The sequence below is a fragment of the Streptomyces sp. NBC_01241 genome, from assembly GCF_041435435.1.
Taxonomy (GTDB): domain Bacteria; phylum Actinomycetota; class Actinomycetes; order Streptomycetales; family Streptomycetaceae; genus Streptomyces.
Window position 1 is genome coordinate 3,195,609 of sequence record NZ_CP108494.1, and the last position, 17,827, is coordinate 3,213,435.

The 17,827-nt window shown below is 72.1% G+C and carries 10 protein-coding genes; 6 read left to right on the forward strand and 4 right to left on the reverse strand.

Translation table 11 applies throughout. From position 1 onward, the window contains the following. Positions 1–117 precede the first annotated feature (117 nt). Positions 118–1,773, reverse strand: a complete 1,656-nt coding sequence (locus OG306_RS13995; RefSeq protein WP_371666237.1) for a serine/threonine-protein kinase — start codon at positions 1,771–1,773, stop codon at positions 118–120. 479 nt (positions 1,774–2,252) lie between these two features. Here OG306_RS13995 and OG306_RS14000 point away from each other — a divergent pair, with 479 nt between their 5' ends. The 6 genes from OG306_RS14000 to OG306_RS14025 all read left to right on the forward strand — a co-directional run bounded on the left by OG306_RS14000 (position 2,253) and on the right by OG306_RS14025 (position 14,478). Beyond that, entirely contained in the window at positions 2,253–5,909 is a 3,657-nt protein-coding gene (locus OG306_RS14000) for an FHA domain-containing protein (protein ID WP_266746506.1), read from the forward strand. A gap of 139 nt (positions 5,910–6,048) precedes the next feature. Continuing rightward, complete coding sequence (locus OG306_RS14005; RefSeq protein ID WP_266746507.1) at positions 6,049–7,413, forward strand: ABC transporter substrate-binding protein; 1,365 nt, start codon at positions 6,049–6,051, stop codon at positions 7,411–7,413. Positions 7,414–7,417: 4 nt separating this feature from the next. Beyond that, the gene (locus OG306_RS14010) at positions 7,418–8,836 is read left to right on the forward strand and encodes a carbohydrate ABC transporter permease (RefSeq protein ID WP_266746508.1); all 1,419 of its coding nucleotides are present in this window, start codon (positions 7,418–7,420) and stop codon (positions 8,834–8,836) included. After that, complete coding sequence (locus tag OG306_RS14015) at positions 8,833–9,744, forward strand: carbohydrate ABC transporter permease (protein ID WP_266746509.1); 912 nt, start codon at positions 8,833–8,835, stop codon at positions 9,742–9,744. Before OG306_RS14010 ends, OG306_RS14015 begins: the two co-directional genes overlap by 4 nt. A 180-nt stretch (positions 9,745–9,924) precedes the next feature. Beyond that, positions 9,925–12,243: a bifunctional glycosyltransferase/CDP-glycerol:glycerophosphate glycerophosphotransferase gene (locus tag OG306_RS14020; RefSeq protein WP_266906487.1), complete on the forward strand. Its 2,319-nt coding sequence runs from the start codon at positions 9,925–9,927 to the stop codon at positions 12,241–12,243. Positions 12,244–12,294: 51 nt separating this feature from the next. Beyond that, on the forward strand, positions 12,295–14,478 hold the full coding sequence (locus OG306_RS14025; RefSeq protein ID WP_266746511.1) for a bifunctional glycosyltransferase/CDP-glycerol:glycerophosphate glycerophosphotransferase: 2,184 nt from the start codon (positions 12,295–12,297) through the stop codon (positions 14,476–14,478). 27 nt (positions 14,479–14,505) lie between these two features. Here the strand turns inward: OG306_RS14025 and OG306_RS14030 are convergent, their stop codons facing one another. The 3 genes from OG306_RS14030 to OG306_RS14040 all read right to left on the reverse strand — a co-directional run bounded on the left by OG306_RS14030 (position 14,506) and on the right by OG306_RS14040 (position 17,739). Beyond that, positions 14,506–14,874, reverse strand: coding sequence for an EamA family transporter (locus tag OG306_RS14030; protein WP_266746512.1), 369 nt, complete (start codon positions 14,872–14,874; stop codon positions 14,506–14,508). Between the two features lie 70 nt (positions 14,875–14,944). After that, positions 14,945–16,459 carry a methyltransferase domain-containing protein gene (locus tag OG306_RS14035; RefSeq protein WP_371665349.1) on the reverse strand — a complete coding sequence of 505 codons (1,515 nt, stop codon included), beginning with the start codon at positions 16,457–16,459 and terminating at the stop codon, positions 14,945–14,947. Positions 16,460–16,530: 71 nt separating this feature from the next. Further along, positions 16,531–17,739, reverse strand: coding sequence for a hypothetical protein (locus OG306_RS14040; RefSeq protein WP_266746514.1), 1,209 nt, complete (start codon positions 17,737–17,739; stop codon positions 16,531–16,533). Positions 17,740–17,827: the final 88 nt, after the last annotated feature.

A 17,827-nucleotide genomic window follows, 5' to 3' on the forward strand; every position in this document is an offset into this window, starting at 1 on the left:
GTCGATCGGGGTGTTGAGTGCCCGGGATGGCGCCAACGTTCACTTCTGCGGGCGATATGCGTGGAAACTCGCCCGCAGAAGTCGATATAGCTACAGAGTTGATGGGGTGTCAGCCACTCAGGGCCCGCTGCTTCCGCCCAGTTTCGAAACCCAGTCGGTCACGGTGGAGACAGTGTCGCCGATGGCCTGCCAGTAGCTCTTGCCCTGGCCGATCCAGTCCTGCAGCGGCGTCAGTTCCCAGATCAGCCAGCCCGCGACGAACAGCAGGACCAGGGTGAACAGGCAGCCCTTGAGGCAGCCGAGGCCGGGAATCTTCATCGGGTTGGCGCTGCGCTGCCTCGGCTCGCGGGGCTGTCGCGGGGCCGGCTGCTGCGGCGGCGGCTGCTGCGGCGGCGGCTGCTGCGGGGGCGCGTACTGCTGCTGTTGGGGCTGTTGCCGTTGATGGTGCTGGGGTTGCGGCTGGTACTGCTGCTGCCGGGGCTGGGGGTACTGCTGATGCTGCGGCGGCTGCTGGCGTCGCTGGGGCTGCTGCGACTGCTGCTGCTGAGGCTGGGGCCGCTGGGGACGGCGGCGCAGCGGGTCCTGGCCGGGGTCGAGGTACTGGACCTGCGTCTGCTCGTTGCGGTCACGGGCCGCCTGGAGCTGGGACTGCCAGGGGTGCGGCCCGTCGGGCTGCGGACGGTTGTCCGGATGCGGCGGTACGGGCGGCATGACCGAGGTCGGGTCGGCGTGCCCGCCCGCGCCCTGGCCGGGGGCGTGCTGCATGACGCTGGTCGCGGCGTTCGGATCGTACGAGCCCGCGTTGCTCGGCAGCACCTGCGTCGGGTCGGCCGCGCCGGGGGTCTGCGGCACGGCCGCGGGCGCCGGGTCGGGTGCGAGCAGGGCGCCCACGCCGTCGGCCGCCGCGATCTGGGCGGCGTTGGCGTGCACGCCGATGCCGGCCGCGACGGTGCGCAGTCCGCGGGCCAGGTTCTCGGCGCTGGGCCGCTGGTCCGGGTCCTTGCTCAGGCAGCGCTCTATCACCGTCCACAGCGGCGCCGGGACGGTGGTGGGGCGGCGGGGTTCCTCGCTGAGGTGCCGGTGCAGGACTTCGAGGGCGGTGCCGCCGGAGAACGGCGGGCGGCCGGTGACCAGTTCGTACAGCAGGATGCCCGCGCCGTAGATGTCGACGGCCGAGGTCTGCGGGCGGCCCTCGGCGGACTCGGGCGCCACGTAGGCGGGCGTGCCGACGAACTCGTGGGTCCGGGTGAGCCCCGGGGAGTCGGCCAGGCGCGCGATACCGAAGTCCGTGAGCATCGGGTGCATCTGGCCGTCGCGCTCGTCGAGCAGGACGTTGGCGGGCTTCAGGTCGCGGTGGACGACGCCGTCGGCGTGGCTGGCGGCCAGCGCGTCCGCGATCTGCGCGGTGAGCAGCGCGGCGGCGACCGGGGTGAGCGGGCCGTTCTCGCGGAGGTAGCGGTGCAGGTCGGGGCCGTCGATGAGGTCCATGACGAGGGCGAGGAGATCGCCCTCGACGACCAGGTCGCGGGTGCGCACGATGTTCTCGTGGGTGAGCCGGAGCAGCACCGAGCGCTCGCGCAGGAACCGCATCACGATGTCCGCGTCGTTGGCGAGCTCCTCCTTCAGGACCTTGATCGCCACGGTCTCGCCGGGCTGGCCGGCGACGGCCGCCTCGGAGCCTGCGGTCTCCCGCTGGCGGGCACGCCAGACGGTGCCCGTGGCGCCGCGTCCCAGCGGCTCCTCGAGCAGGTACTTGCTGCCTACCGGCCGCACGTCATGCGCTCCCTGCGATCGTGGTGTCTGCGGTACTCCCGGATCCGCCCGGGAGTTGCGGCCCACTCTAGTGGGGTGACCGGCGAGGTCGGGGCGCTCATCCTCGCCGCCCTCGTCCACCGTGGCCGGCGCCTCCCAGGGAGGTGACAACCGGTTGCGGAACAAGACGCTCACACCGGGCGGATGGTTGCCGCACATACGTGCGACCCATGATGCCGGACGCCCTCCCGGGCAGGTACGGAAGAACCTTCCAAGCAGGCAGGTATGGGCACACAGCAGACGTTTCAAGATCACTTAGTGGTGACCCGCGGGCGGGTTGTCAGTGGCAGGTGCGAGGATGCCTGCAGCACGGACTGTCGGGTAGGGAGCCTTGCGGTGCGTGACGAACCTGTACCGGACGACGCGTCCGTGTCGGGTGGGGGGAATCACAGGCCGTTTCCCCTGCCCGGCACCCCGCGCAGAAGGGACCGCTGACGGCGATGCAGATCCGGCTGACCGTCCTCGCGCCGCGCAGCGGCCAGACCCCGGCGCGCGCCTGCGACGTGCTGGTCACCGCCCCGTCGGGGACCGCGCTCGCCACCGTGGCGTCCCCGCTGGCCGCGGCCGTCTCCGGGCCCGACGGCTCGCTCGGCAGCGGCGCGGTGGTGCTGTTCGCCGGGCGTGAGCGGCTCGACGCGCAGCGGTGCGCGCTGGGTGAGCCCCCGCTGGTCGACGGAGCGGTGCTCTCGCTCCAGGTCCCGGGCGAGGACGAGGCGGCGGACGACGCCGTCCCGGCGCAGCTGCACGTGGTCGCGGGGCCCGACGCGGGCGGGGTCCACCTGCTGCACGGCGGCCGGGTCCGGATCGGCCGCTCCGCCGACGCGGACGTCCCGCTCGACGACCCCGATGTGTCCCGGCTGCACTGCGCGGTGACGGTCTCCGCGGACGGCCTGGTCTCGGTGGCGGACCTGGGCTCCACCAACGGCACCCTGCTCGACGGCGCCGCGGTCCGCGACCGCCCGGTCCGCCTGCAGCCCGGCGCGCTGCTGCGGCTGGGCGAATCGACGCTCCGGCTGACCTCCGGCGCGCGTACGCCGACGCTGTCGACGGCCCCGGACGGCGAGGGTCATCTGCGGGTGTCCGGTACGGCGGGCGGCTTCGCCGAGGAGCACGGCTCCGGCCACGGCTACGCGCCGGCCGCCGCCCCCGGTTCCGGCCCCGCCCCGCACGAAGGACCCGGCGCCCCCGACCCGTACGGCAGTGGCGACGACGGGCCCGCCGACACCCGCCGCCACTCCGGAGCCGGGCGCCCGGCACCCTTTCCGGGCGACGAGACACCCCGGCGCGGCGGGATAGGGGCCTGGGCGCGCAGACTCGCGGGCAACAAGGGCGAGCCGGTCCATGACGCGACACCCGACGAGACGGGCGCCGACGGGCCGCCCTTCCCGGCCGCCGCCCCGGTGACACCCGCGGGGGCCGCCGCGGGGAGCGTCTGGCCCGACCCCGCGGCCGTGCTGCTGACCGCGCTCGGCCCCGGCCCCCGGCTCTGGGAGCGCGACGTCGCACACCCGGAGGCGCTCGTGGTGCGCCTGGGAACGACCGACCGGGCCGAGCTGCCCGCCGTGCCGGTGACCGTGGGGCTGCGGGAGGCCGGCTCCCTCGGGCTCGCCGGACCGCGGACCCGGCTGGCCGGACTCGCCCGCTCGACGGTCGCGCAGCTCGCCGCGCTGCACTCCCCCGCCGATCTGGAGATCGTGCTGATCAGCACGGACCGCGCCCGCGGCGCGGACGAGCGCAGACGCGAGTGGGCCTGGCTCGGCTGGCTGCCGCACGTGCGCCCGATGCACGGCCAGGACTGCCGGCTGCTCCTCGCGTACGACCGTGAGCAGGCCCTCGCCCGTACGGCGGAGCTGGCGCGCCGGCTGGACGAGGGGCCGCTCGGGCCCGGCTGGCCGAGCCTGGACCGGGACACGGTCGCCGAGGCCGCCGGCCGGTACGCGGGCCCGTACACCGTGCTGATCGTCGACGGCGACCCCGGCTCGGCGGTGCTGCGCGAGAACACCGCCCGGCTGGCCGCCGCGGGTGCCGCCGCCGGGATCCATCTGATCTGTCTGGCCGAGACCCCGGCCGCCACCCCCACGTCACCGGTCGCGGCGACGTACGAGGCCGCCTGCCACGCGTCGATCGCGTTCCGGGAGTGCGGGGCGGTGGCGATGCTGAGCGGCGATGTGGCGACGGCCCTGCGGCTGCTGCGCACGGCGGACGGCCGGGCCGCGGGCCGGGGCACGGTCGCGACCGTGGACGCGGTGTCGGCGCACTGGGCCGAGCGGTTCGGCCGGGCGCTGGCCCCGCTGCGCACGGAAGGTTCGGTGACGGCCCACGGCCGTCCGGTGTCGGCCGCGCTCCCGACGACGGCCCGGCTGCTGGACGAGCTGGGCCTGGCGCGTGCCACCCCCGCCTCGCTGATGGCCCGCTGGGCGTCGACGGCCGATGACCAGCCCGGCGCCACCGTCAGCGGTGCGGGCCGCTGGGCGGGCGGGCCGGGGGGCGCCGCCGGCGGTGCGGACGCGGCCTCCCGCGGTTCGGGCCGTACGGAGTACCCGCGCGGTGCGGGCCCCCGCGTGGGCGCCCAGCGCACGGGCGGCGGCCCGGGTGGATACGCCCCGGGCTCAGGTCGCACCCCGTACTACCCCAACGGCGACACCGCCACGCACGTCGGCACGGCGGGCTACGGCCTCGTGCGCGACGAGGACCGCGACATCCATGGCTCCGGGCGCACCCCGTACCCCGGCACCGCCGCGCCCCGCGTCAGTGGCGGGCGCTACGGCGCCTCGCCCGGGGACACCCCGAGTTCCCGCACCGTCCCCGGGTCCGGTTCCTGGGGCGGCGGCGATGTCCAGGGCACCGACAGTCTCCGTTCGGCCGGGCCGGGGCGGACGTCGAACCGGGTGAGCGGGCCGCGTGGCACCGAAACGCCCCCGATCGCGGCGCGAGCCGCCATGGACCCGAACACAGCCACGAACACGGGCGCAAACACCGGCCCGAACGCACCCGCACCCGCCGCGTCCGCCCCCGCCGAAGGCACCGCACCCGCCGCGTCCGCCGAAGGCACCGCCCCCGTGGCCGTCGGCCGGCCCGTCGTGGTGCTCGGGGCCGGGCCCCGGGGCGCGGTCAGTGTGGATCTGTCGGCGGAAGGCCCCCATCTCCTCATCGAGGGTCCGGCCGGCAGCGGACGTACGGAGCTGCTGCGGGCCGTCGCCGCCTCGCTGGCCGCCGCCGCCCGGCCCGACCGCCTGGGCATCCTCCTGGTCGACGGCGCCGGGGGCGAGCGCGGCGAGAGCCTGGGCCCGTGCACCGAGCTCCCGCACGCGTTCACGCACCTCGTGGCCTCCGATCCGGTACGGATGCGGGAGTTCGCGCAGGCGCTGGGCGGCGAGCTGAAGCGGCGCGCCGAGCTGCTCGGCCCGTACGACTTCACCGAGTGGCACCACCGGCACGAGGTGGCGCAGCGGATGGCCGGCCGGCGCCCGCCGACCGCCGCGGAACAGCGCGGTGACGTGGACTCCGCGCTGAGCGGGACGCTCCGCCTGCGCCCCGCCGCGCGGTCCACGGACCCCGGCCCGTCCCCGCTGCCCCGGCTCGTCGTCCTCGTCGACGACTTCGACGCGCTGGTCGCCCCGGCGCTCGGCAGCCCCGGCCGGCCCGCCGCCGGTTCGGTCGTACGGGCCCTGGAGGCCGTGGCCAGGGAGGGCGGCCGGCTCGGCGTCCACCTGGTCGCGACGTCCGCCCGCCCGGACCGTACGGAGGACACGGACCTGGCCCACGGCGCCCGGCTGCGCATCGTGCTCGACGCACCGGTCGTCCCGCCGTCGCCGGAGGATCCGGCGCCCGGACGCGGCAGGCTGGGGCATCCGGACGGGCGGGTGACCCCCTTCCAGGGCGGCCGGGTGACGGGGCGCATTCCGCGTACGGCGACGCTGCGCCCCACCGTCGTCCCGCTGGAGTGGGAGCGGATGGGCGATCCTCCGACCCGGCGCCCGGTCCGCGAACTGGGCAACGGTCCGACGGACCTGGCGCTGCTGGCCAGTGCGCTGGAGCGGGCGGCCCGTTCGGTGAACGCCGAGCCGATAGCCCCGTTCGGACCCGTCCACTCCTGAGTGCCGACCCAGCGCTTCTGCCGATCACACGTCACGAGCCCATCACGATCGATGAGTTGACACCTAAAGTGGTATTGCGGGCGCCCGTACACCCAGCGTAGGACTGTGCGCACACGACGATGTGAGAGACGGGGCAGCGATGCGCACAACCCTTCGGATCAGCAGGGCCGCCATGGTGTTCACCGCCATCGGAGCACTGGCCCTCACCGGTTGCAGCGACAGCGGCAGCGGAAAAGACAAGTCGAACAAGAGCCCCGGGAACGACAAGGGGAGCCCGGCGAGCGTCGCACTGCCGAAACTGGATGGCGAGAAACTCTCGGTCGCGGCGGTCTGGACCGGAGCCGAGCAGGCCAACTTCGTCAAGGTCCTCAAGGAGTTCGAGCGCCGCACGGGGGCGACGGTCACCTTCGTCCCGGCGCAGGACCCGATCGTCAACTTCCTCGGTACGAAGATCGCGGGAGGGCAGCCGCCGGACGTCGCGATGATCCCGCAGGTCGGCGCGATCCGGCAGGCCGCCGAGAAGAAGTGGGCCAAGCCGGTCGGCGCCGAGGCCCAGGCCCAGCTGACCAAGAACTACGGGAAGGTCTGGCAGGATCTCGGCGCGGTCGACGGCACCCAGTACGGCGTCTACTTCAAGGCCGCCAACAAGTCCCTGATCTGGTACAACGCCAAGGCGTTCGAGAACGCGGGCGCGGCGGAGCCGAAGACCTGGAAGGAGTTCCTGGCGACGGCCGAGGCGGTGTCCGCCTCCGGCGTCACCCCGGTCTCGGTCGGCGGTGCGGACGGCTGGACGCTCACCGACTGGTTCGAGAACATCTATCTCTCCCAGGCCGGCCCGGAGAAGTACGACCAGCTGGCCCAGCACGAGATCAAGTGGACGGACCCGTCCGTCAAGGACGCGCTGACCACGCTCGCGCAGCTCTTCGGCAAGCCGTCGCTCATCGCGGGTGGCGCGGACGGCGCGCTGCAGACGGAGTTCCCGGCCTCGGTCACCCAGACCTTCACCGGCGGTGACCAGCCGAAGGCCGCGATGGTCTACGAGGGCGACTTCGTGGCCGTCACCATCGCGCAGACGAAGGCGAAGATCGGGACGGACGCCAAGGTGTTCCCGTTCCCGGCGGTCGGCGCCGAGTCCCCGGTCGTGACGGGCGGCGACGCGGCGGTGGCCCTGAAGGACGGCAAGGGCGCCCAGGCCCTGCTGACCTGGCTGGGCTCGACCGACGCGGCGAAGATCATGGCCGAACAGGGCGGGTTCCTCTCGCCGAACAAGGCCCTGGACGCCGCCGCGTATCCGAACGAGGTGCAGCGCACGATGGCCAAGGCGCTGATCGCGGCGGGTGACGCCGTCCGGTTCGACATGTCCGACCAGGCCCCGCAGTCGTTCGGCGGGACGCCCGGGAAGGGCGAGTGGAAGACTCTCCAGGACTTCCTGAAGAACCCGAAGGACATCGCGGGGACTCAGGCGAAGCTGGAGTCCGACGCGGCCAAGGCATACAAGAGCTGACGCGATGACGACAGCCGCAGCGGGGGGCGCCGACGCGGTGCCCCCCGCCGACAAGCATCCGTCCATACCGCCGTCCGTACCCGTGCCCAGGAAGTCGTCCGACGGTCCGGCCGGCGGCCCGGGCCGCAGCCGCAGAAGTGTGACCGGTACCCGCCGGGTCATCGCGGCGCTCTTCCTGGCGCCCGCGCTGGTGCTGCTGGGCGCGCTCGTGGTCTATCCGATCGTCTACTCCGTCTACCGGTCGTTCTTCGACCAGGCGGGTACGGGCTTCGCCGGATTCGGCAACTACAAGGCGCTGTTCACGGACGACACCATCCGTACGGCGATCAAGAACAACGCGATCTGGGTCGTGTTCGCGCCGACGGTCTCCACGGTCCTCGGGCTGATCTTCGCCGTGCTGACCGAGCGCATCCGCTGGGGTACGGCGTTCAAGCTGATCGTCTTCATGCCGATGGCGATCTCCATGCTCGCCGCCGGCATCATCTTCCGGCTGGTGTACGACGCGAACCCGGAGCGCGGGGTCGCCAACGCCGTGTGGGTGGGCGTGCACGACACGTTCGCCGATTCGGCGGGCTATCCGAAGGCGCATCCGCTGCCCGTCCACCCGCTCAAGGCGGGCGGCGGCGGTTCGTTCGTCACCAAGGCGCCGGTACGGGCCGGGCAGCCGGTGCAGTTGCCGCTGGTCGGTGTGGCACCGGCGAAGATGCCGTCGAGCGCGAAGCCCGCGAAGGCCGCCACCGCGGAGCCCGGGAAGGTCACCGGCACGGCGTGGCTGGACTTCACCAAGGGCGGCGGCGGCAGCCCCAACGTCATCGACGCCAAGGAGCTGGGGCTCAAAGGCATCAAGGTGGAGGCGGTCAAGGACGGCAAGGTCATCGCCTCGGCAAAGGCCGGCGCGGACGGTACGTTCACCCTGCCCGCTTCGGCCGACGGCGCCGAAATCCGGCTCCCCGCCTCGAACTTCAGGGAGCCGTACAACGGAGTCGAGTGGCTCGGCCCGACCCTCGTGACGCCGGGGATCATCGGCTCCTACGTCTGGATGTGGGCAGGGTTCGCGATGGTGCTGATCGCCGCCGGCCTGGCGGGTCTGCCGCGTGAACTCCTCGAAGCGGCCCGGGTGGACGGCGCGAACGAATGGCAGGTGTTCCGCCGGATCACGGTGCCGATGCTCGCCCCTGTGCTCTCCGTGGTGCTCGTCACGTTGATGATCAACGTCCTCAAAGTCTTCGACCTGGTCTTCATCATCTCGCCGGGGTCCTCGCTGGCCGACGCGAACGTGCTGGCGCTCCAGCTCTACCGCTCCTCGTTCGGCACGGACGCCGACCTCGGGATCGGCAGCGCCATCGCCGTACTCCTGCTGCTGCTGGTACTCCCGGTGATGTACGTCAACATCCGCCGGATCCGGAAGGAGGGGCGCCGATGACGACAGCGTCGAACACGGCCACGAGCACGACTACCGAAACCGGGCCGGTGAAGGCCGAGCGTTCCCTCGGCGCACGCATCGCGGCTCGCGCCGGCGGCGGGGTGATGCGGGTCATCCTCATCCTGGTGGGCCTGTTCTGGCTGATGCCGACCGTCGGGCTGCTGCTGTCCTCGTTGCGCAGCGCGGACAACATCGCGTCGAGCGGCTGGTGGAAGATCTTCACGGCCCCCTCGCAGCTCACCTTCGACAACTACGCGCGGCTGCTGGACAATTCGACCATCACCCACTCCCTCCTCAGTACGGTCATGATCACCGTCCCGGCGACCGTTCTGGTCGTCGTGATCGGTTCACTGGCCGGATACGCCTTCGCCTGGATGGACTTCCCCGGCCGCGACTGGTGGTTCCTGGTGGTCGTGGGGCTGTTGGTGGTGCCGGTACAGGTCGCTCTCGTCCCCGTCTCCAAGCTCTTCGGTGCGATCGGGATCTTCGAGACGACCTTCGGCGTGGTCATCTTCCACACGGCCTTCGGCCTGCCCTTCGCGATCTTCCTGCTGCGGAACTTCTTCGCGGAGATCCCGCGGGAGCTGCTGGAGGCGGCCCGGCTCGACGGGGCGGGCGAGATCCGGCTCTTCACCCGGGTCGTGATGCCGCTGGGCGGTCCGGCGATCGCCTCGCTCGGGATCTTCCAGTTCCTCTGGGTGTGGAACGACATGCTGGTCGCGCTGATCTTCGCGGACTCCGGCTCGCCGCCGATCACGGTGGCCCTGCAGCAGCAGGTCCGGCAGTTCGGCAACAACATCGACGTGCTGGCGCCCGGCGCCTTCGTGTCGATGGTGATTCCGCTGGCGGTCTTCTTCGCCTTCCAGCGCCAGTTCGTCTCCGGCGTGATGGCGGGCGCGGTGAAGTAGTACGCACAGCCGTACGTCAATGCGCACTGCAGTACGTCAAACACGGGGTGGCCCTGTTCACCGCAACAGGACCACCCCACCTGCACTTTCACAGATTTGCCACATTTTGACGTAACTCCGTCACTCCATCGGCCGTTTGCGGACCGCCCACACGCGCTGCGAACGCCCCTTGGATGTGATGTGCCCCGGTTCAGTGTCATCGTGCCCGCGTACCGGGTCCAGGCATATCTGCACGAGTGCCTGGACTCGGTGCTCACCCAGTCCTTCGAGGACTTCGAGCTGATCGCGGTCGACGACTGCTCCCCCGATGCCTGCGGCGCCGTCATCGACGAGTTCGCCGCCCGGGATCCCCGGGTGCGGGCCGTGCACCTGCCGGAGAACGTGGGCCTGGGCCGGGCCCGCAACGCCGGGATCGCCCAGGCCACCGGCGACTATCTGATCTTCCTGGACAGCGACGACACCCTCGCCCCCGGCGCCCTGCGGGCCGTCGCCGACCGGATCGGAGCGACCGGGGAACCGGACGTCCTGGTCTACGACTACGCCCGTACGTACTGGACGGGCGAGAGCGTACGCAACACCTTCGCCGAGCACCTCGACGAGACCGGCCCCGCCACCTTCACGCTCACCGGCCGGCCCGGGCTGCTGAAGGTCCTGATGGTCGTCTGGAACAAGGCGTACCGCCGCGCGTTCGTCGAGGCCGAGGGGTTCGCCTTCCCGCCCGGCTACTACGAGGACACCCCGTGGACCTACCCGGTGCTGATGGCCGCCCGCTCGATCGCGGTCCTCGACCGGGTGTGCGTCGGCTACCGGCAGCGGCGCCGGGGCAACATCCTGGCCACCACCAGCCGCAAGCACTTCGACGTCTTCGAACAGTACGACCGGGTCTTCGCGTTCATCGACGCCCGCCCCGAACTCGCGCCGTGGCGGCCGGTGATCCACCGCAGGATGCTCGACCACTTCTGCACGCTGTTCACCGCCCGGGGCCGGCTGCCGCACGACAGCCGCGCGGAGTTCTTCCGCCGGGCCCGCGCCCACTGCGCCCGCTACCGCACGCCCGGCGCCCCCGTCCCGCGCCGCGCCCGGCTGCGCCACGGCCTGATCCGGCTGGGCGCGCACCGCACGTACCGGGCGCTGTGGACCGCGCAGTCGCTGCTCGGCCGGCTGCGGAAGACCGGCGGAGCCGTCCGCCGGGTGCTGCGGGCCGCCGCCCTCCAGGCGTACTACCGCGTCCAGTTGCGGCTGCCCGTCCAGGCGGACCGGGCCGTGTTCGCCGCGTACTGGCACGGCGGGTACGCCTGCAACCCGGCGGCGATCGAGGCGAAGGCCCGCGAACTGGTCCCCGGCCTGCGGACCGCCTGGATCTGCCGCCCCGAGGACGCGCAGACCCTGCCCACCGCAACGCGCCGGATCACCCCCGGGACGTACGGCTACTGGCGGGCGCTGGCCCGCTCCGGGTATCTGGTGAACAACGTCAACTTCGACCGGCGGCTGGTCAAGCGGCGCGGCCAGGTGCTGCTCCAGACCCACCACGGCACCCCGCTCAAGACCATGGGCCTCGATCTCCAGGACCGGCCGGCCGCGGCCCGCGGGACGGACTTCGGGCAGCTGCTCGCCAATGTCGACAAGTGGGACTTCTCCCTCTCCGCGAACCGGCACTCCACCCTCGTCTGGGAGAAGGCCTATCCGTCGGCCTCCGAGAGCTGCGCGACGCTGGAGTACGGGTATCCGCGCAATGACATCTACCAGCGGGCCACCGCCGGCGACGTGGCGCGGCTGCGCGCGTCGCTCGGCATCCCCGAGGGCGCCCTGGCCCTGCTGTACGCGCCCACGCACCGCGACTACCGGCGCGGCCGGCCATCCCTGCTCGACCTGGTACCTCTGCTGCGGGTCCTCGGCCCGGGCTCCGTGATCCTGCACCGCGCGCACTACTCGTACGGCGCCGCGCCGGTCCTCGAACCGCACCCGCGGATCATCGACGTCGGCGGCCACCCCTGTGTCGAGGCGCTCGCGCTCGCCTCGGACGCGCTGCTCACGGACTACTCGTCGCTGATGTTCGACTACGCCAATCTGGACCGGCCCGTCGTCATCCACTGCGGCGACCGCGAGGCGTACGAAGCGGCCCGCGGCACCTACTTCGACCTGCGCGCCTGCCCGCCCGGCGCGATCGCGCACAACGAGGACGAGCTGCTGGACATCTTCGCGACCGGCCACTGGTGCGGCGCCCGCGCCGCCCGGCTGCGCGCGGCGTTCCGGGACCGTTTCTGTCCGTACGACGACGGGCACGCGGCGGAACGAGTGGTGCGCCGGGTCTTCCTGGGCGACACGGCCGTGCGACCGCCCGCGATCGCGCCGGCCCTGCGGCAGCCGGTACCGGCGGTGGGCCGTCCGGCGCAGGTCCCGGCAGCGCTCCCCGGGCCGGCCGCCGCCACGGTCCCCGCGGACCGGCAGGCGTCCGCGGACCTCGGCCTCGCCGGCCCCCGGCCCGCCGACCGCCCCTGACGGCGCCCCTCCCCCGAACCCCCAAGAATCCCCGTCCGAGAAAGAGCCCGTATGCCCCGGCTGAGTGTCATCATCCCCGTCCGCCGCGCCCGAGGGCAGCTGCGCGAGTGCCTGGAGTCGGTGCTCGGCCAGTCGTTCACGGACATCGAGGTGATCGGGGTCGACGACGGTGCGCCGGACGGTTCGGGGCTGCTCCTCGACGAGTTCGCCGCCCGGGACAGCCGGGTCCAGGCGATCCATCTGCCGCCGGGGGCGGGCGCGGACGGGCGGCGCAACGCCGGGGCCGAGCGGGCCGTCGGCGACTACCTCCTCTTCCTGGAGGGCACCTTCGTCCAGCTGCCGGGTGCCCTGCGGGCCGTCGCCGACCGGCTGGACGCCGCCGGCGACCCCGAACTGCTGCTGTTCGGCCACCACAGGCGCCCGTTCCGGGGCCATCCCCGGCCGACCCGGTCGCTGGAGCTGCTCGGCGAACTGCCCGCGGACCGGCTCACCCTCACCGAGCACCCCGTCCTCCTGGACATCGCCCCGGTCTCCTGGAACCGCGCCGTGCGCCGCGCCCTCCACGAGGGCGAGAAATTGGCCTTCGGGCCGGGGCCGCACGGCGAGCGGAGGTACGCGCTCCAGACCCTCGCCGCGGCCGGATCCGTCGCCGTACTCCCCACCGCCTGCGTCGAACACCGCGGCGGGCGCCGGCTTCCCGTTCCGGTCGACGGAACGGAACCGGCGGACGGCTCGACACCGCACGAACTCGTCGACGCGTACGCCGCCCTGATGGAGTTCGTACGGGACCGGCCGCCGCTGCACCCCGTGCGCCCCCTGCTCTTCGAGCGGGCCGTCCAGGAACTCCTCGCCGCATACCCGTCGGTGACCCGGCGACGCAGGCGCTACGTACGGTCCGCGGCCGCGTTCATCCGCGCGCACCGGCCCGAGGGGCACCGCTTCCCGGGCGGCGCCAGGGGGCTGCGACCGCGGCTGATGGGCGACGGCCGGTACGCCGCGCTCGGCGCCCTCGACATGGTCCTGGCCATGCGCCGGAGCCTGCGGGCGGCGCCCGGCGCGGTCCGGGCGTGGGCCGGGCGCACCCTCGCCTCGCGCTACTACTGGTGGCAGCGCCGGCTTCCGCTGGACCCCGGGCTCGCCGTCTACGCCGCCTACTGGAACCGCGGGGTGAGCTGCAATCCGGAGGCCGTGTTCCGCAAGGCCCAGGAGCTGGCCCCGCAGGTGCGAGGCGTGTGGGTGGTGGCGAAGAACCACCTGGACGCGATGGACCGGGACGTCGACCACGTGGTGCCGGGAACCCGCCGCTACTGGCGGCTGCTGGCCCGGGCCACGTACTTCTTCAACAACGTCAACTTCCCCGACCACCTGGTCAAACGCCCCGGCCAGGTCCATGTGATGACCCACCACGGCACCCCGCTGAAACTCATGGGGCTGGACCAGCAGGACTACCCGGCGGCGGCCCAGGGCCTGAACTTCGACCGGCTGCTCCAGCGCGTCGACCGGTGGGACTGGAGCGTCGCCGCGAATCCGCACTCCGCCGAGGTCTGGGCCCGCGCCTATCCGGGCGCCGCCCGGTCCCTGGAATCGGGCTACCCGCGCAATGACGTCTTCGCAACAGCGACCGACGAGCGGATCGCACAGATCCGCGAGGGCCTCGGCATCCGGCCCGGCCGGCGCGCCATCCTGTACGCGCCGACGCACCGCGACTACGAGGCGGCGTTCACCAGCCGACTCGATCTGGTCCGGTTCTGCGATGCGCTCGGCCCGGACACCGTGGTGCTGGTCCGCGCCCACTACTTCTACGAGGGTGCCGGGCTGCCGGAGCACCCTTCGCTCCTCGACGTCTGCGACCATCCGCGGATCGAGGAGCTGTGCCTGGCGGCGGACGCGCTGGTGACGGACTACTCGTCGGTGATGTTCGACTACGCGCATCTGGACCGCCCGATCGTGGTGCACGCCCCCGACTGGGAGACGTACCGCACGGTTCGCGGGGTCTGCTTCGACCTGCTGTCCCACAAGCCCGGCGACACCCCCGGCGCGGTCTCCGCCGACACGGACGAGCTGGCCCGGATCTTCCTCGACGGCAGCTGGGAGAGCCCGGCGAACGAGGCGCTGCGGGCCGCGTTCCGGGCCCGGTTCTGTCCGTACGACGACGGGCGGGCCGCGGAGCGGGTGGTGCGGACGGTGCTGCTGGGGGAGAGTGCGGTGCCGGGCCCGTCCGGCGGCGCGCCCTGAATCGCCGGACGGGCGTGGTTCTCGGTGTTACTGGCCGGCCATCACCGTGACGAGGCCGATGACCACGAGCAGCGAGCCGCACCAGGTCCACATCGAGGTCCGCTCGTGCAGCACGGTCGCCCCGGCCAGCACGATCAGCAGATATCCGAGGGCGTTGAACGGGTAGGCGATGGACAGCGGCACCGTGGCCAGGGTGGTCATCCAGGCGAGGGCGGACACCGCGAAGACCAGCAGGCCGAGGACGACCCACGGGCTGCTCGCGGCGCGCAGGGCGACGGAACCGCCGCCGTGCGCGGCGGCGGCCGCGGCGCCCTTCATCCCGTGCTTGAGCATGATCTGCCCACCCGCCGACGAGAACACGGCGAACAGCAGCAGCATCAGACTGGGGAGGGTCATGGCCATGCTCCTGACTGCGGCGACCGGGGTGTCGGACGCCGGGGCGGGGGTGGGACGGGGGACGGCGGCCTCAGACGCCGGCCCGGTCGGCAGTGGCGTACTGTCGGTTGAGGATGTCCTGTACATCGACGTGCTCTCCAGCGAAGATCGTCTCGGCCGCGTGCGGGGTGAGCAGGGCGACGTGCTGATAGCCGAACAGCGTCGGCCGGATCCGGGTGAGCAGCTTCGACATCCCGCCGAGGACCACGGGGAGCGGTCCGCCGCCGAGGAGCGCCCAGAACGGGGCCCCGGTGGAGGTGATGTGGAGGACGTCGTAGCCGGCGTTCCTGACCGTCCGGCGCAGGCTGGCCCGGGTGAAGAAGCGCAGATGCGTTTCGTCGAGGATGCCGCGCCGGTCGTAGTCGAAGACTCCGAGCGCGACCCGCAGCCTGGAGTACCAGTGGCTGAAGTTCGGTACGGAGAGCAGCACATGGCCGCCGGGCCGCAGCACGGTGGCGGCCTCGGCGAGCACCCGCTCGGGGCGGGAGAGGTGCTCGATGACATCGCCCGCGACCACGTAGTCGTAGTCGGCGCCGATCTCCAGGGGCAGCCCCTCCTCCAGGTCGGCGAGGTGGAAGCGGGTGCATTTCTCGCGTACGCCGGGGACTTCGACGTAGTCCACGCCCGTCACCTCGTGACCGAGAGCTTCGAGGCGCTGCGCGAAGAGACCGCCGGAGCAGCCGAGGTCGAGGACCCGGCCGGGCGGGAGGCCGCGCATCTTCTCCAGGATGACGGCGTGCGAGGAACCGTCGCCCTCCTTGAACGCGTACTCGACGGGTTTGGGGATCCAGGCGCAGGTGCCGAACCCCTTGACGGCGAGCCGGTATTCGAGGACGTCCTTGACGACGTCCTTCGCGTACTTCATGCCGTTGACGTAGCAGATCTCGTCGCCGTAGTAGGTGGGGACGGGGATCTCCTTGATCCGCATTCCTTCGTTGAGCAGCTGGACGATGATCTGGGTGTCGAAGTCGAACGCGTCGGTGTTGCGGTGGATCGGCAGCTTCTTGAGCGCGGCGACGCTGTAGGCGCGGTACCCGGAGTGGAATTCGGTGAGCCGCGAGCCGAGAAGGGCGTTCTCCAGGCGGGTGAGAATGCGGTTGCCGAGCCATTTGTACACCGGCATGCCGCCCTTGAGAGCGGATCCGGATTTCATCATCCGTGAGCCGAACACGGCCTCGCATTCGCCGCGTTCGATCGGTGCGACCATGTCGGGCAGGAATTCGGGGGCGTACTGCCCGTCGCCGTGCAGCAGCACGATGATGTCGAGTCCGTGTTCGGCGGCCAGTGCGTATCCGGCCTTCTGGTTTCCGCCGTAGCCGAGGTTCTTGGTGTGCCGCATCACCACCGTCCGCGGCATTCCCTCCGTCTGCGACCAGCGGCAGCCCGCAGTGAAGGTCGCGTCATGGCTCGCGTCGTCGAGAATGAGGACCTCGGCGACCTTGGACCGGAAGTCTTCCGGAATGCGGTCGAGGGTCCTCTCCAGTGTCGTCTCGGCGTTGTACGCGACCACCAGGATGCCGATCCTGGGGCTCGGGCTTTCCTTCACGGGACGTTCTCCAGTTGTGCTCGGTGCTCGGTGCTCTGCGCTCGGCGAAATCGGGGCTCTGAAGGGGGTGGTCAGTTGACGGCGGAGCCGGTGGGGTGCGAGGTGCGGGGCGCCTTGACCAGGGGCCGCTCGGCGCAGGATTGCGGGCGTACGGCCGCCGGTGCGGCGAGGATCTTGCGGATTCCGCTGAGAAGAGCGGCGGCGAGGACGAACCAGCCGGCCTCGCCGAAGTGCAGCGCCGTTTCGCTCCAGTGCACGGCCGAGCGCCCGCGGTAGCCGAGGACCGCCGTCAGGCCGAGCAGGCAGCTGTACGTGGCGCCTTCCCAGAACCCGATGACGAACAGCCCGGCGGCGGCCCAGGTCAGGTACTGCAGCGCGGAAGCGGTGGAGAGCAGCAGCAGGAGGCCCATCGTGACGCCGACGACACCGGGCAGTTGCGCGGGCCGCAGCCAGGCGAGCCAGACCCCGGCTGCCACGCAGACCAGTACGAAGAGGAAGTGGCCCTCGCCCTGCACGAAGGTGATGAAGGACTGCGGCAGGCCGAGCGCGTCGGCGAACCGGACGATGCCCCAGAGGCGGTAGTTGCCGCCCGCGTACTCCAGGACGTTCTCCGTGAGGTTCCGCGGCACGGTCGCCAGGACCGGCCCCCAGACGAGGGCGATCAGGGCGGTGAACCCCGCGGTGAAACGGAGGAGTGCGGGCCGGCCGGCCCGCAGCGCGACGACGAACAGCGCCGGGATCGCCACCACCGGGATGAACTTGATGCTGATCGAGAGCGCCGCGCTCACCCCGGCGGCCAGCGGTGCCTTCCGGTCGACGAGCAGATGGGCGGCGGCCAGGGCGAACGTGATGGCGACCGCGTCGGTGTTGCCGTGGTAGCCGGAGGTGGCGATCAGTACGGGGCTGAAGGCCACGCCCACACCGCAGGCGACCGCCGCGCCGAGGGAACCGCGCCGCCGCACGATTTCGAACACGATGAGCGCGCAGCAGAAGTCGGCGATCGAGGCGGGCGATCTGATCAGCGTTCCGAACGGAATTCCGAGTTCGGAGAGGTCGTTCAGGCCGAGAAGCATCCAGCCGGCCAGGGGCGGATGGTTGTAGACGGGAAGTCCCGGCAGCGGCTGTTCGTAAATCCGAATGGGGCCGTAACGCACGATGGCCCGGGCGAAACCGTGAAAGATCCGCACATCGGCCGGGCCCGGCATATTCGCCGCGATCAGCATTCGGGTCAGGAGCCCGATGGCCGCGGCGACGAGCACCACCGCTCTCGCCCGTCGCACGTCCCAGGTTTCGCATCGCATTCGGATACCCATGAAAACAGAACGTAGCAACCCGGGGACGTCGAGTGACGCAGCGTTGGCCGTATGT

Coding starts and splice junctions, on each gene's coding strand:
- OG306_RS14010 (WP_266746508.1), top strand. CDS start 7,418: ATGACGACAGCCGCAGCGGGGGGCGCCGACGCGGTGCCCCCCGCCGAC.
- OG306_RS14015 (WP_266746509.1), top strand. CDS start 8,833: ATGACGACAGCGTCGAACACGGCCACGAGCACGACTACCGAAACCGGG.
- OG306_RS14005 (WP_266746507.1), top strand. CDS start 6,049: ATGCGCACAACCCTTCGGATCAGCAGGGCCGCCATGGTGTTCACCGCC.
- OG306_RS14030 (WP_266746512.1), bottom strand. CDS start 14,874: ATGACCCTCCCCAGTCTGATGCTGCTGCTGTTCGCCGTGTTCTCGTCG.
- OG306_RS14000 (WP_266746506.1), top strand. CDS start 2,253: ATGCAGATCCGGCTGACCGTCCTCGCGCCGCGCAGCGGCCAGACCCCG.
- OG306_RS14025 (WP_266746511.1), top strand. CDS start 12,295: ATGCCCCGGCTGAGTGTCATCATCCCCGTCCGCCGCGCCCGAGGGCAG.